Source organism: Halobacillus hunanensis (assembly GCF_900166655.1).
In the GTDB taxonomy this organism is placed as follows: domain Bacteria; phylum Bacillota; class Bacilli; order Bacillales; family Halobacillaceae; genus Halobacillus_A; species Halobacillus_A hunanensis.
Map to the genome: position 1 here is coordinate 1,415,626 of NZ_FVZB01000007.1, position 12,736 is coordinate 1,428,361.

The following is a 12,736-nucleotide window of genomic DNA, read 5'->3' on the forward strand; positions in this document are numbered from 1 at the left end:
CAAATACGCAGAAGAAACTATAGTCATTATCAATAAAGTGAAGTATTTCTTTCAGCGATATCGATTAATGACATCTAATCCACCCGTGACTTCATAGATGGTCCCTGTTATCATATCGGACTGCTCTTCACATAGGAAACCGATAGTCCGAGCTATATCCTCACCGGTTCCAGGTCTACCGATCGGTGTTTTATCATCCCTCATTTTCTTGCCTTGTTCGATAGACGCTTCTTTCATGTCCCCGGTAATATTGCCTGGACACACCATGTTCGATGTAATGCCATTTTCAGCTTCTTCAAAGGCGATCGTTTTCGTTAAAGACACTAAACCAACTTTGGCAGCAGCAAAGGCCGAGCGATAGATCCATCCTGACGATGATCCCGCTCCTTGAAAACCATAGTTTATAATTCGTCCAAACGATTGTGTCCTCATAATCGGAATAATCTGTTTCAGCAAATAAAACGCAGCGTCCAGATTCCCCCTGATCATAGCGTTCCATTCGTCATCACTATAATCGGCCAATTTTTTCCTTTCAAAAATATAAGGTCCTGCATTATTGATTAGAAAATCTATCCGTCCAAAGCGGCTTACTGTTGAATTAACTAGTTGTTGTAGATCAGATTGAGAGGTAACATCTACTTGGACCAATTGGATCCTATCTGTTATCTTGCTATATTGTTCCAAAAGATCTTTAGCTTTTCTTTCATCGGTTCGATAGGTAACGGTAACCGAATGTCCTGCTTTGAGAAATTGCTCGGTTACTTTCTTCCCCAACCCCTTCGTCCCTGCAGTAATGATTGCGTGGCGCATATGTATTCTCCCTTCATTTGTCGGGTAATTATGGTCAATTTTTGATGATGATAGGCTTCGTATGAGAAACTCAAATCTGATGTTGTCCTAGTTGTGAATTCTGACTGTTTATACATATACTGTACTATAAACAAAGATGATCATTCAGCTAAAATGCCTCTATATGTATATTTTGGGAATTTTCCTAATATGTAAAAAAATTATTAAACGCTTTCATAAGTAAGCACTACCACAACTTTTGTCATGTTATAATAAAGGTAATTAAAGGAAGGGAGAGTTCATGATGACATTTGAGTACAAAGATATCGTCGTTGCCGTTGACGGGTCTGAAACTGCAGAGGTAGCCTTTAATAAGGCCATCGATATCGCTAATCGGAATCAATCAAAGATAATTCTTGCCCACATTGTTGACACCCGTGCGTTTTCAACTGTAGAGGCCTACGACCGTTCGCTTGCTATTCGTGCCGAGAAATACGCTACGGAGTTACTTGAAGATTACCGAAGCAAGGCAGAAGCCGCAGGTGTAACCAATGTAGTGATTGATATTGATTACGGCTCCCCTAAGGTGAAAATTGCAAAAGATGTCGCTCCTAAGCATCAAGCCGATTTAATCATTTGTGGGGCTACCGGCTTAAACGTCATGGAGCGCTTCTTTATCGGCAGTGTATCCGAACATATAATAAGATATGCAAGCTGCGATGTACTCGTTGTACGTGAAGATGACCCAGATGAGAACTAATTAGAAAATCACTGATTTCAGCTTTTTATAGGTCTCACTGAACAGAGGATGTTCGTTTTTTAGTCGATCATCCTCTGTTCTTTCTGGGAATACGTTGATCTTTGTTCAGTTATCTTTCTGGACTTCCCTTACCACATGAGTAATTTCAGGTAAAATCAGACGATCCATAGCTAGTTTTACTGCACCGCTCGAACCGGGAGTGGAAAAAACAGCTGTTCTATGAGTTACTCCGGCCGCTGCTCGGGATAAAAGGGCGGCCGAACCGATGTCCTCAGTATAGCTGAGCATACGAAATAACTCACCGAAGCCAGGAATTTCTTTATCAAACATGGACGTCACAGTTTCAATCGTGACATCTCTCTTCGCTATTCCCGTGCCCCCATTCGTTAACACGACATCAATTTCTTCATCCGTCACCCCCTGTTGCACTGCACTCCTTATAGCGTTTATCTCATCTTTTACTATTCGATAATCATGTATTTGGTGGTCCTCAGCTTCGAGTTTTTCTATCATTAATCGTCCGCTCTTATCCGTATTCATCGTTCTCGTATCACTAATGGTAAGGACCATGCAGCGAACTGTATGAGGGGCGTTTTGTTTGTGCTGCTCCACACCCATTCTTTATACCTCCTTTTCACTTAATAAATGCCGATATTGGTAAAATTTCATAGCAAATTCGGTCATTTGCTTCGTCAATTGGTAGTTAGAATAAGCCCCCACCGCTACACTAATAAGAGGGATGCCCTGGGTTAGTTTTCTTTTGAACATGAGGATAAACAATGACTTGAACGCCTGCTTCATCGGCTGTTCAAACCACGTTTCGTCCGTAAGTTTGTCATCACCTTCATACACATAGGGGTGCTGAGTCAGCTTAACTTCCTCTATTAACTGATCCCATGCAGCCGCCTGAAGTCGCTTAGGAAGCATAGATGCATGAAATACTTTAAACGAAATCATCATCTCATAAGGATGATTCATTTCATGGCCAAATGTTAAACCAATTAACTGAACAGCCCGCAAGTTCAATATGGTCATCAGCGGGAAGTCTATCCCGAGCAGCAGCCAGCCTCCCGTGCCAGTTAACCCGCCTTGGGCAAAAGAATACAAACGGCCTCTCGCTACCTGCTGATCTGCTATGTACGTTAACTTATTGACGTCCAGCTGCTTCATATCTTCAATGTGAGTAATATCGGATTGAAAAATCCGTCCGACCGTTAATATGCGTTCTCGTGCATCGTTTTGGAAGGCAGAACCCTGAAGGAAAGCGTGGGTATGGAATAACCAGCCATCCAGTTTTGAAAAGAACTTTTGTTTTATATCTGGATTGATGCGGCTAAAAGATTCACGGATCCAATCATCATACATCATCTCAAAGTCATTGGCTTGATAACTTGATTGGTGCTCTCGCCATGTCTCAATACCTTTTAACACCCGTTGCTTTGTCAAAAACACCACTCCTTCAAAACCTTTCATTAGCTTAATTGTAGCTCGAATGGAAGAAAAAGAAAATGATTTGGAAGGGGTTGTTTACACAAAAAAAGAGTTAGACACAGGATGCCTAACTCACAAGCTGTCGAAAAAGCCTCGCCAGCTTTCTTTTTAATAGTGTTTTCCAAAATTAGAGAGGAAGTTTTTTACATCTCAACTTTCTCAATTTATAACCCTTTTTCAACTGTATCTCGAGCAATCATAACTTCCTCATTCGTTGGAATAATCATTACTTTAACAGGAGAATGCGGATAATTGACAAACGCTTCTTTCCCACGCACCTGGTTAAGAGAAGGATCCCAATACACACCCATAAACTCGAGACCTCGTAGAACGCGTTCACGAATGGATGTACTATTTTCCCCCACACCTGCTGTGAAAATAATTCCATCGATCCCATGCATACGAGAGGCGTATGAACCGATGTACTTATGAATACGGTTAGCAAAAACCTCCAGCGCAAGTTCAGCACGCTCATCACCTGCTGAAGCCTTTTCCTCAATGTCACGTAAATCACTTGAGAATCCGGATAAAGCAAGCATTCCGCTCTCTTTATTTAATACATTCATGACTTCGTTTGCTGATTTCCCCGTTTTATCCATAATAAATGGAATTAAAGCTGGGTCAATATTTCCTGAACGAGTTCCCATCGTTACGCCGGCAAGCGGAGTAAACCCCATGGAAGTATCAATGGATTTGCCGCCTTCAATCGCTGCAATACTCGCTCCATTTCCAAGGTGACAGGAAAGCAGGCGAAGCTGCTCTACAGGGCGTCCCAGCATTTCCGCTGCACGCTCAGAAACATACTTATGCGATGTACCATGAAAGCCATACTTACGAATTCCATACTGCTCATAATATTCATAAGGCAAGCTATACAAGTACGATTGTTCCGGCATCGTCTGATGAAACGCTGTATCAAATACAGCTACGTGAGGAACATTCGGCATAATTTCCTTGAATGCTTGAATTCCGGTTAGGTTAGCAGGATTGTGCAACGGAGCGAGATCAGATACATCTTCAATTTCCCGAATGACTTCATCCGTGATCAAGACAGAATCACTAAACCGCTCGCCACCATGTACGACTCGGTGTCCTACCCCATCAATCTCATCAAGTGATTGGATGATCCCGAACCCTGTCAACTTAGCTAAAAGTAAAGACACTGCCTTACTGTGGTCAGGAATTTCTGTTACGGTTTTATCTTTCTCACCATTATACTCTATTGTAAAAACAGCGTCATCTAGCCCGATTCGCTCTATAAGTCCCTTTGTCACGACAGTTTCATCAGGCATTTCAATCAATTGAAACTTTAAAGAAGAACTGCCCGCATTGATCGCAAGAATATTATTCAACGTTGTTCATCCCCTTAAATATAGGTTCGTATCTTTCTGCCACTACCATTTAACCACCAGCCAGACTCGTTTTCAAGGACTAAGGAATATGATAACGTTTACTTGATATATTTCTTATTTTCTCACTTTTCCATCGTTTTATAATCTTGAAACCACTGATTCATTTGAGCCAGAATATCCGCCATTGCATCCGGGTTTTTAAAGGACGGAAGTTTTACGAGCAAAGCTTGCTTAGGCGGAGTTGTGCTCTCACCCTTCTTTTGCAAAATTAAGATGCTTTTCCCGTGCTTCTCATCTTTAAAAAGAGAGTCTGATAGCTGCAGCATCCCCACGATATGAGCCTCTTCTCTAAGAAACTCGTTTAGCAGCTTAGATTGATCACTATCAAAGAGAAAGTTCGGAACGATAAACATTAAATAACCGCCGTCTTTTGTATAGTTTAACCCTTGTTCAATAAATAAATGATGTGCATACGAATGGTCCTCTTCCGCCTTAAGTTGATACTGCTTAGCCTGGGCATCATCTGGATAATAGCCGACAGGAAGATCTGCAAAAACAAAATCTACCGGTTCCATTAAGAATGGCCGCAGACTATCTTGATGGAAAAACTCGACATGATTTTGTTGCAAGTTGGCATTAGCTAAAGCCAGCTGAATCAGGGTCTGGTCTACTTCACTACCGTAAGCTGTAATCTCCATGTCAAGTTGATTGAGTACAGCTGTCAATAAGTTTCCTGTCCCGGCCGCAGGATCAAAAACTTTCAACTGCTCTTCACCTTCAAATAACTTAGAAGCTATATACCCCATGAACATAGCAACGGAGTCAGGTGTAATAAGATGCTGCTGTTGTGTAGCATCTTTCATTCCTTTTAATATAGCAAGTTGAACAGCTTTACGTATTTCCTCTTTACTATACTCATCACTCTTAATTTTCACCAGCTGATTCGTTAGCTTAGTCGAGAGCTGATCATCTATATCCTCAAAAGGCTGTCCATTAAACAACGTATCCAATGTTTCGGCAACTGCTTCTAAATACGTTACATTCAAATCCATTTCAATGATTGTTGCTGTCTCATCGATCCAAACATATAAACTCTCTACCTTTTCTTGTTTCATTATGATCCCTCTGCTTCCTTCAAAACTAATTTCATACGAAAGGAACGCATTGCGCTCCGCAAATTATGCGTTCCTCAAACGTGCTTAATTCTATTTCTAACCATAACGGAAATAAGCACGTACTTCAACATCAGTCCCTCTCTATTACATGATTTCACCAGGTCATGTGAACAGAGTATCTGTCCATTTATTTGCCAAAATGGTAAAATACATGATAGACGATATGAAGGAGGCTTTCTCACATGGATAATCAACGCAGAAATCTCTATTTTTATTACCATCCAGACCCTGAGCTGGAAGAAAAACTGACACCATTATACCAGCTGGCCAATGAAAATGGTTTTACGATAGTGGACAAAGCACAAGATGCAAATATCATAGTAGCGGTGGGTGGAGACGGTACTTTCCTCCAGGCAGTAAGAAAAACCGGTTTTCGACAGGATTGTTTGTACGTTGGCGTTAGAACGAAAGATGAAGCCGGGCTGTATTGTGATTTCAACCTTGATAATTATAATGAAATGGTTCATTCTATGCTGCATGCCGAACTTGAAGTCAGACGTTTCCCTGTTGTCGAATCTACAGTGAATGAGGAGTCAAGCTACCTTTGTCTAAATGAATGCAGCGTCCGTTCTACATTGATTAAATCAATCGTTATCGATGTTTATATTGATGAGATTTATTTCGAGACTTTTAGAGGCGATGGCCTGATTGTAGCCACTCCAACAGGCAGTACTGGCTATAATAAATCAACCAAAGGGGCAGTAGTGGATCCTAAACTTCCGTGCTTCCAGGTCAGTGAACTTGCCTCATTAAATAATAATCGTTACCGAACTCTTGGATCATCATTTATTTTAAGTTCTGAACGTTCTCTCCGATTGAGCGTTCGGCAAGACGGCAATGATTACCCGATCATCGGCATGGATAATGAAGCTTTTTCGATCAGAAATATTCAAGATATCACTGTGAAATTAAGTGATAAAGTTATTAAAACAGTCAAATTGAAAAATAACTCTTATTGGGAACGAGTACAACGCACCTTTTTATAAACCGAATCATTGAAAAAGAGGTTGGGACAAAAGTATTTTTATCAATTGAAAATCCGAACTTAAGTAAAACTGTAATTGGTGCATATAACCGCTACGAAAATATACTTCGCTTAAACAGCACTTCGTTCGTTTTTTTACTTTAGATATTTACTCATGTCCCAGCCTCTATACTTAGACGCGCTGATACATAATTTCACCATCTACCACGGTCATCATAACCGTGGCATCCGTTAATTCATGTGGCTTAAGAGCAAATAAGTCGCGATCTAAAACGGTAAAATCGGCGACATAATTCTTTTCAAGAAGGCCATGAGAATCTTCTTTGCCCATCGCATAGGCACTCCCCTTCGTATATAAAGAAACAGCTTCATAAACCGTCAAGCGCTCCTCGACCTGATAGACTTCATTGTCATAGGTAGACCTGCGATCAACTGCAGCCCTAATTCCAAGCAATGGATCGATCTCTTCAATAGGTGCATCAGAGCCACCCGCACAAACAATCCCTTCATCCAGCAAAGTTTTCCAGGAGTAAGAGGTTTTTAGTCGAACTAGACCGAGTCGATCCATCACCCATGGAAAGTCTGAAGCAACGAAGGTCGGCTGAATATCAAGAATGACATTAAGCTGTTGAAGTTTGTTTATAAGAGCTGGGCTTAAAATTTGCGCATGAATAATCCGGTCTCTTTCTCCCGTTTGAAGAGGGTGTTCTTTAATCACATCAACTATCGCCTCTACTGCAGCATCTCCGATTGCATGCACAGCAACAGGCATTTGTCTTTGCCGTGCTTTTAAAACTAGCTCTTTCATTTGTTCATGCGTATAAATAGCCACACCTTGATTCCCCGCATCGTCGGCGTAATCCTTCGTGAGCCAGGCAGTCCGTCCTCCAAGCGCTCCATCCGCGAATATTTTCATAGCGCCAAGTTCGACAAAGTCCGTACCTTTTTTAAAACCTAAGCCCTCAGCATCCATATCTTCAATCACTCCATGATGCACGAGCAAATGTGCCCTGAATTTCACATCTTGCCCGTTAATCACATCGGTAAAGGCACCAAACGTCTTCTTAAACCCTCCATAATAATTCAGATCCTCACTATGACCGCCCACCAGTCCGTGTGCATGCATGTCATTGACGGCAAGCTCTGTTGCTTTTCTTAAATACTGTGGAGTTACCTCAGGTGTTGCCTTTTTAATTAAATCCTGTGCCTGGTCATGAAAATACCCTGTTGGTTCAAGGTGTTCATCACGCACAATCACTCCGCCCTGAGGATCTGGTGTCCGCTCTGTAACACCCGCAAGCTCCATTGCTTTTGAATTAGCTAGTAAGGCATGACGGCAGACTCGCGTAAGCATCATGGGATGGTCCTTAGTGAGTTCATCTAACTCCTTTTTATGTATAATCCGCTTATCTTCCCACTGATTCTCATTCCAGCCTTCCCCAATAATCCATTTCCCTTTTTCAAGCTGTTCAGCATGAAGACTTAAGGCTTGTTTGACTTCCTCTGCTGATTTCATGAAAGACAAATCAAGACGCATTAATCGTTCACCATGGCCAATGATATGAAGGTGGCTATCCGTAAATCCAGGGTACATTACAGCACCTTTTAAATCGATTTCTTCTGTTATCGCCTCTTGGTACGCCGTGTAAAGATCCTGGGTGTGCCCTGTCGCCACAATCGTCCCTTTATCAGAAATAACAGCCTCTACCCAGTCGCCTTCTTTTTTCATCGTATATATTTTCCCGCCATACCATAACTTCATTTGTTTGCCCCTTCCCAGCTATTTTTATATTCACCATACAGAATTCCCTTCAAATTGTAAATTAAAAGGAGCAAAGCAATTTCTGCCTGCAGAACCTTATCAACTAGACCGTCGTAACCAAAGAAAGCTCACCATGCTAAGTGCATAGTGAGCTGTTTCCTTTTCTTAAAGCAATTCATCAAACTTATCCAGTTCTTTTTGATTCTGGTCCATTTCAACCACGACGGACTTGTCAATCGCCTCTGCAATATCCTGGCTGAAATCAACTTTTGATTCATAATAGTTCGCTTTTTCTCTCTTTGGCTTCGTTTTGGGAGCTTTCGGTACAAATATGGTACAGCAGTCTTCATATGGCAGCACGGATACTTCATAAGTGCCGATCTTTCTAGATATATCGATAATTTCAAGCTTATCCATCGCAGCCAGCGGGCGAATGATTGGCAAGTTGGTTACTTCATTAATCGTATGCATGCTTTCCATTGTCTGGCTGGCAACTTGGCCGAGACTTTCCCCAGTAGTTAGGGATAGAATTTCTTCCCGATTCGCTAGTTGTTCACTAATCCTCATCATCATTCGCCTCATGATCGTCATACTGTATCCTTCCGGCATTTCCCGGTGTATCTTTTGTTGGATCTTCGTAAAGGGAACGATATGCACTTTTACCTTTTTGCCATAATTGGAAAGTTCAGCGGCGAGGTCCAGGACCTTTTGTTTAGCTCGCTCACTCGTATAAGGAGGGGAATGAAAATGAATCGCCTCCAGTTCAACCCCTCGCTTCATCGTTAAATAACCTGCCACCGGACTATCTATGCCTCCTGATAGAAGCAAGAGAGACTTGCCTGATGTTCCAACAGGGAGTCCGCCAGCCCCTGGGTAATCCTTTGCAGTAATATAAGCGGCTCCATTCCTCAATTCTACTTTTAACTCAACATCTGGATTATGGACATCCACCGTGATCCCTTCTGTATTTGAAAGCACATAACCCCCAATTACATGATTCAGTTCTTGTGAACGAATTGGGAAATTCTTGTCCGCTCGTTTAGATGAAACTTTAAAGGTCCGTGCTTCAGGTGAATCGCTTAGGGCGAATAATGCAGCCTGTTTAATTTCTTCCTCACTCATATTAACTTTAACAGCAAAGCTTAACGTGTGAATACCGAATACCTGCTGACACTTTTTCATAACAGAGTGAGGGTCTGCTCCATTCAACAGCACATACATTCGTTCTCTTTTTTTAGAAACCCGAACATCCGGAAACTCTCTTAATTTTTTAATAAGGTTACTTTGCAGTTTACTTTCGAATTTTTTCCTGTTTTTCCCTTTTATAAACATTTCACCATAGCGAATTAATATATGGTCAAATTCCATAGTTACCTCCTCATCGATCTCGTTAAATGAACGATTGCACTTTTTAATGCTTGAACAAACTGATCGATTTCAGTTTTTGTATTTTGATAAGATAGGCTTATTCTCAGAGAAGACGTAGTTCGGTCAGTTGTTAACTGACACGCCTCTAACACAGCACTAATATCTGACTGCTTAGAAGAACAAGCTGATTTAGTAGAAATATAAATTTCGCTATCGGCTAGTTTATGAATGAGTACTTCCGGTTTAAAGCCAGGCAGCGAAATGTTAATGATATGCGGTGCACTGTTTTCAGGAGAATTTATCACCAGACCATCTATTTGAAGGAGCTGGTGTCTTAAATCACTTTGCAACGCTATTAACTCCTGCAACTGATTCTTCTCCTTCAGCTTGATTAACCTTATAGCTTTAGCTAATGCCACGATACCCGGAAGGTTCTCTGTACCAGCCCTCATCTTTTGTTCTTGATTTCCACCATGTAATAACGGAAACAAGGATACATTTTTTCGAACAAAAAGGGCTCCTGTTCCTTTTAAACCATGGATTTTATGACCTGATACTGAACACAAATCAATATTCGAACTCTTTATATGAAGGGGAATTTTCCCTAAGCCTTGTACATGGTCGACATGGAAGAACAACTTGGGATACTTTTTAGTAATCCTCCCGATAGCTTCGATCGGCTGAACCGTTCCGATTTCATTGTTTACAGACATAACACTGACTAAGATCGTATCCTTACGAATAGCGTTATCAATTTCATCCGGATCCACACGCCCGGTTTCATCTACATTCACATACGTGACCTCAAAACCGATTGATTCTAATGAGCGAAAAGCTTCCAGAACCGATGGATGCTCTATCGTAGTCGTTACCATGTGTTTCCCTCTGTATTGGTGTTTGAAAGCAATTCCTTTTATAGCCAAATTGTTGGACTCTGTCCCTCCTGAAGTAAACAACACTTCATTGGCCTCAATCCCTATCAGATCAGCTATAAGTGTCCGGGACTTTGTAAGCAGCCTTTCAGCATCACTACCTAACTGATGAACGGAAGATGGGTTAGCATAAAAGGTTTCAGCAGATTTCCTAAAGCTTTCAAGAACTTCTGGTAAAGGCTTAGTTGTTGCACTATTATCTAAATATATCAAAAGGAAACACCTCTCTCCTATTTCGCAGTACATTATCGTACCATAACAAGCAGGCAAATTAAATATTTATACTCAAAGTTAAAAGCTAGCATCCTTTAAAGGATGCTAGCTCCACTCACATTCCTATTTTATTTTAAACAGGTACTTGATCTCCTTCTTTGATCCGGCTAAGTGCCTGCGGATCCACTTTATTTAAGGCCGAGCTAGCCCTATCCAGCGCTTCCTCATAACGATAGGATCTGAACTCATTTTCCGCTTCAAGTAATTCTGCTGCGAGCAGCGGATATTGACTGCGATACCGATTTCCATACTGAATTAATCGTTCCACAAGTTGAGCTTGTGTAATGACAACCTCTGATTCTTTATTTATCGCTTCCGTCTCCTCAATAGCTTTTTCAAGTTTTTGATTTACTTCTGCCATATCAAGCGGCTGAGTCTCCAAACTTCGGAATACCTCATCTATATCCTCGCTGGCCCTCTGCATTCCTTCAAAGAAATAGACCGGAATGCCTGGAAGATTACTTCTTTTCAGTCTGCGATGGGTGTCGAGAATCCGCTGCTCCATTTCAGCCAGTCGGTTCTTAGCCTCCATTTCATCTTTTCGGAGCGTTTGAATTTGCTCATTGAAAGTACTATGTTTCTCTTTCAATTCTTCGAGCTGTTCCTGTGCTTCTTCAAGTTCTTGGCGCAGCTCTGTAAAAGATGTTTTTCCATCTTCAAGTTTTTTCTCAAAGTTCAAATACCTCTTCTTTAATAAGGTCATAGATTGTTCAATGGTTCTGTGTGACTCAACGTCATCCATTTCCATTTGATAAGTTATTTGTAACCCGGCTAATTCCTGTTTTGTCTCTTCGAGTATGGATTCTAATTTCTCAAGAGAGATCTGAAAAGAAGGGTGGTGCTGCCCTACAAATGAATGGGCAAGTGCCTCTTGTTCCAATGTCTGATAAATTTCCTGTATTCGAACTTCAATCTCATCGATAAGAGCTTGTACGTCTTCTTGATCTCCCTTTTCTAAACGGTCCACTGCTTTTTTTAATTGTTCTTGATAATTTTGCACTTCTGGTTCTAAACTTAGGTGAGCGACACGATACCCATCTTCTTCCATATCCTTAACCCCGGCTAAGAGCTCAGTCAACTGTTCCGGCAATTCCGTTTGACTCTTCTTCAATCGGTCAGGGAACACATCCGCTTCCTCAGATAAAAGGCTAAGCTTCTCATGAATCAAGTGCACAAGATCATTTGCCTCTAAATAGTTCCCTTGCTCGATTTCCTCTTCGTACTGCTTTAATTCAGTCTCAAGTTCTTCTATTCTTGATTCAAAAACTTCCACTGCTTTACCGTATTGATAACGGTTATGTATCAGTTTCTTCTTTAGTTCCTTCAGGTCAGGAGCCAGAGATTCAAGTTCGAGACGGCTGCTTTCCTCCGAATCGAGTAGCATTTCCAATTCATTAAACATTTCTTCAATATCGCGTTCCACCGATTGCAATTCATTCTCAGTGTGGCTTAAGGCTTTTCTAACTCGCTTAAATCGGTAACGGTCAGCAGCCTCTTCCGCATCAAACAAATGTTCCTCTAAATCAGGAAGCTCTCTAGTAAGAATTTGATCCCAACGGTTACGCCACGTCTCGAACCGCTCCTGAGTTTGCCCCGAGAGATTCAGCGATTTCACACGGGATAGTTCCTCTGTCACATTCCGATTCATGATATCCATCTTCCATCCCTCTAAACGGTCGACTTCATCATACACTTTTTTTCGCCAGATCAACCCAATGATGATCAGTGCGATCAGTACTAAAATGCCCCCAATGAAGTACCTCATAAACAGCCTCCTTACAAAATACACGTTCATAGATCATACGATCATAATAATAAAATTTAGATACTTCTTATGATACCATGTTAG

Annotated in this window: 11 protein-coding genes; 2 read left to right on the forward strand and 9 right to left on the reverse strand. The window is 41.3% G+C overall.

The genetic code is table 11. From position 1 onward, the window contains the following. Positions 1-51: 51 nt before the first annotated feature. On the reverse strand, positions 52-810 hold the full coding sequence (locus B5354_RS19895) for an SDR family oxidoreductase (protein ID WP_079530523.1): 759 nt from the start codon (positions 808-810) through the stop codon (positions 52-54). A gap of 283 nt (positions 811-1,093) precedes the next feature. Between B5354_RS19895 and B5354_RS19900 the strand changes: the two genes are divergently transcribed. Next, positions 1,094-1,549, forward strand: coding sequence for a universal stress protein (locus B5354_RS19900; protein ID WP_079530524.1), 456 nt, complete (start codon positions 1,094-1,096; stop codon positions 1,547-1,549). 105 nt (positions 1,550-1,654) lie between these two features. Here the strand turns inward: B5354_RS19900 and B5354_RS19905 are convergent, their stop codons facing one another. From B5354_RS19905 to B5354_RS19920, 4 genes are all read right to left on the reverse strand, one after another. After that, a complete protein-coding gene (locus B5354_RS19905) occupies positions 1,655-2,167 on the reverse strand; it encodes a MogA/MoaB family molybdenum cofactor biosynthesis protein (RefSeq protein WP_079530525.1) in 513 nt (170 codons plus the stop codon). Between the two features lie 3 nt (positions 2,168-2,170). Further along, the gene (locus B5354_RS19910) at positions 2,171-2,995 is read right to left on the reverse strand and encodes an EcsC family protein (protein WP_245804829.1); all 825 of its coding nucleotides are present in this window, start codon (positions 2,993-2,995) and stop codon (positions 2,171-2,173) included. 209 nt (positions 2,996-3,204) lie between these two features. Further along, positions 3,205-4,392 carry an acetate kinase gene (locus tag B5354_RS19915; protein WP_079530527.1) on the reverse strand — a complete coding sequence of 396 codons (1,188 nt, stop codon included), beginning with the start codon at positions 4,390-4,392 and terminating at the stop codon, positions 3,205-3,207. 122 nt (positions 4,393-4,514) lie between these two features. Then, a complete protein-coding gene (locus tag B5354_RS19920) occupies positions 4,515-5,507 on the reverse strand; it encodes a class I SAM-dependent methyltransferase (RefSeq protein WP_079530528.1) in 993 nt (330 codons plus the stop codon). Between the two features lie 242 nt (positions 5,508-5,749). Between B5354_RS19920 and B5354_RS19925 the strand changes: the two genes are divergently transcribed. Next, complete coding sequence (locus B5354_RS19925; protein ID WP_079530529.1) at positions 5,750-6,553, forward strand: NAD kinase; 804 nt, start codon at positions 5,750-5,752, stop codon at positions 6,551-6,553. 171 nt (positions 6,554-6,724) lie between these two features. Here the strand turns inward: B5354_RS19925 and B5354_RS19930 are convergent, their stop codons facing one another. From B5354_RS19930 to ezrA, 4 genes are all read right to left on the reverse strand, one after another. Further along, positions 6,725-8,314, reverse strand: coding sequence for an amidohydrolase (locus B5354_RS19930; protein ID WP_079530530.1), 1,590 nt, complete (start codon positions 8,312-8,314; stop codon positions 6,725-6,727). 165 nt (positions 8,315-8,479) lie between these two features. After that, the gene (thiI, locus tag B5354_RS19935) at positions 8,480-9,682 is read right to left on the reverse strand and encodes a tRNA uracil 4-sulfurtransferase ThiI (protein WP_079530531.1); all 1,203 of its coding nucleotides are present in this window, start codon (positions 9,680-9,682) and stop codon (positions 8,480-8,482) included. Between the two features lie 2 nt (positions 9,683-9,684). After that, positions 9,685-10,827, reverse strand: coding sequence for a cysteine desulfurase family protein (locus B5354_RS19940; RefSeq protein WP_079530532.1), 1,143 nt, complete (start codon positions 10,825-10,827; stop codon positions 9,685-9,687). Between the two features lie 133 nt (positions 10,828-10,960). Next, complete coding sequence (gene ezrA, locus B5354_RS19945) at positions 10,961-12,652, reverse strand: septation ring formation regulator EzrA (protein ID WP_079530533.1); 1,692 nt, start codon at positions 12,650-12,652, stop codon at positions 10,961-10,963. Positions 12,653-12,736 lie beyond the last annotated feature (84 nt).

What these genes read in the sequence shown, in the direction of transcription:
- B5354_RS19925 (WP_079530529.1), top strand. Translation starts at nt 5,750, where the DNA reads ATGGATAATCAACGCAGAAATCTCTATTTTTATTACCATCCAGACCCT.
- thiI (WP_079530531.1), bottom strand. Translation starts at nt 9,682, where the DNA reads ATGGAATTTGACCATATATTAATTCGCTATGGTGAAATGTTTATAAAA.
- ezrA (WP_079530533.1), bottom strand. Translation starts at nt 12,652, where the DNA reads ATGAGGTACTTCATTGGGGGCATTTTAGTACTGATCGCACTGATCATC.
- B5354_RS19930 (WP_079530530.1), bottom strand. Translation starts at nt 8,314, where the DNA reads ATGAAGTTATGGTATGGCGGGAAAATATATACGATGAAAAAAGAAGGC.
- B5354_RS19905 (WP_079530525.1), bottom strand. Translation starts at nt 2,167, where the DNA reads ATGGGTGTGGAGCAGCACAAACAAAACGCCCCTCATACAGTTCGCTGC.
- B5354_RS19895 (WP_079530523.1), bottom strand. Translation starts at nt 810, where the DNA reads ATGCGCCACGCAATCATTACTGCAGGGACGAAGGGGTTGGGGAAGAAA.
- B5354_RS19900 (WP_079530524.1), top strand. Translation starts at nt 1,094, where the DNA reads ATGACATTTGAGTACAAAGATATCGTCGTTGCCGTTGACGGGTCTGAA.
- B5354_RS19920 (WP_079530528.1), bottom strand. Translation starts at nt 5,507, where the DNA reads ATGAAACAAGAAAAGGTAGAGAGTTTATATGTTTGGATCGATGAGACA.